Genomic DNA, 1,356 nt, shown 5'->3' on the forward strand with positions numbered 1-1,356 from the left:
TGTGTGGATAGCTCCTGCATAGCAAGACATTTTTGAAGTAATTCGCACTTGTCAGAAGCAGACGTGTGTCCGGCCTTTTTGCGCGGCACTCGTAGCCGCTGGCCCTGATGGTTTCCGCGACCAAGTCCCAAACGGCTTATCGAACAACAATGTGTCCTGGACATTCGACGGGGTGTCTTGGTTGGCGGGCTGACTGTGCGCCATCACTTCATGGGTCTTGCTGTCTCGGGTGTTCCTTTCTCTTCGCTTAGGCTGTGTGAGGCCGGTAATGTTCGTTCCTGGTCAGCACTGCCCAGACAATTCGAGCGGTCTTGTTTGCCATCGCGACCGTTGCCAGTCGGGCGGGCTTTCGCTCAAGAAGGCCAATTGCCCATGGGTCGACGCGGTCAGGATTCACCTTCATTTGTCGCAATCGCGCTGTCATCCCGGTCACCAAGAGACGCCGAATGTACCGATCGCCCATCTTTGTGATCCGCCCTAGTCTTTCCTTTCCGCCGCTGGATAGGTTCAAAGGTGTCAAACCTAACCATGCCGCAAATTGTCGACCATTCTTGAACTGCTTCGCGTCGCCGACTGTGGCAACAATGGCTGACGCGGTGACAGGCCCAACGCCTGGGATCGTGCGCAACAGCATGACGCGTTTGTCCAGTTTCGAATGAAGCCGCATGCGCATCTCGTACCAACGGAACCTCAGATGCATCGCAACAAGCTGGTGGCTGAGTTGTCTCAGGACATCTATCGCCATTGCAGGAAGGGCGGGTTTCTCTCCCTCCAAGACACCTTTGGCGTATTTGACCGCGGCTCCAGTTCCTTGTGGGATGATGACACCAAATTCTGCAAGCAAGCTGCGAAGCATATTGCTCAGTTGCGTTCGCTGCCTGACGATCAAATCGCGCGCACGATGAAGGAACAAGACGGCTTGCTGTTCTTCGGACTTGGGCGCGACAAACCGCATCGTCGGGCGTGTCATCGCTTCGCAGATGGCTTCAGCATCATTGGCATCGGATTTGCCACGTTTGACATAGGGCTTCACATAGTTGGCCGGGATCAAGCGTACATCATGTCCAAGTTTGGTGAGTTCTCGCGCCCAATAATGACTGGATCCACACGCTTCCATGCCGATCAGACAGGGCTCCAGCTTGGTGAAGAACTGCACCAACTGAGCACGCCTGATTGCTCGGTTGAAGACAACCTCCCCATCTTTGGTAATCCCATGGACCTGAAAAACATGCTTGGCCAGATCGATGCCGACTGTTGTAACCTGCATTGGGTAGCTCCTTTCCTAGCAGTGATAGACAACTGCACTATGGCGCATTGCGACGCCGGGGGAGCAGGAGCTATCCACCCCATCCGCTT

At 54.9% G+C, this 1,356-nt stretch carries 1 protein-coding gene; it reads right to left on the reverse strand.

Translation table 11 applies throughout. The features are described from left to right. Nucleotides 1-247: 247 nt before the first annotated feature. On the reverse strand, nt 248-1,267 hold the full coding sequence (locus tag AC2FF8_RS20500; RefSeq protein ID WP_496880597.1) for an IS110 family RNA-guided transposase: 1,020 nt from the start codon (nt 1,265-1,267) through the stop codon (nt 248-250). Between the last annotated feature and the right edge of the window lie 89 nt (nt 1,268-1,356).

This window comes from Ruegeria sp. YTSA144, assembly GCF_059610125.1.

Bases quoted from the DNA above. Each gene is read 5' to 3' on its own strand.
- AC2FF8_RS20500 (WP_496880597.1), bottom strand. From the start codon at position 1,267: ATGCAGGTTACAACAGTCGGCATCGATCTGGCCAAGCATGTTTTTCAG.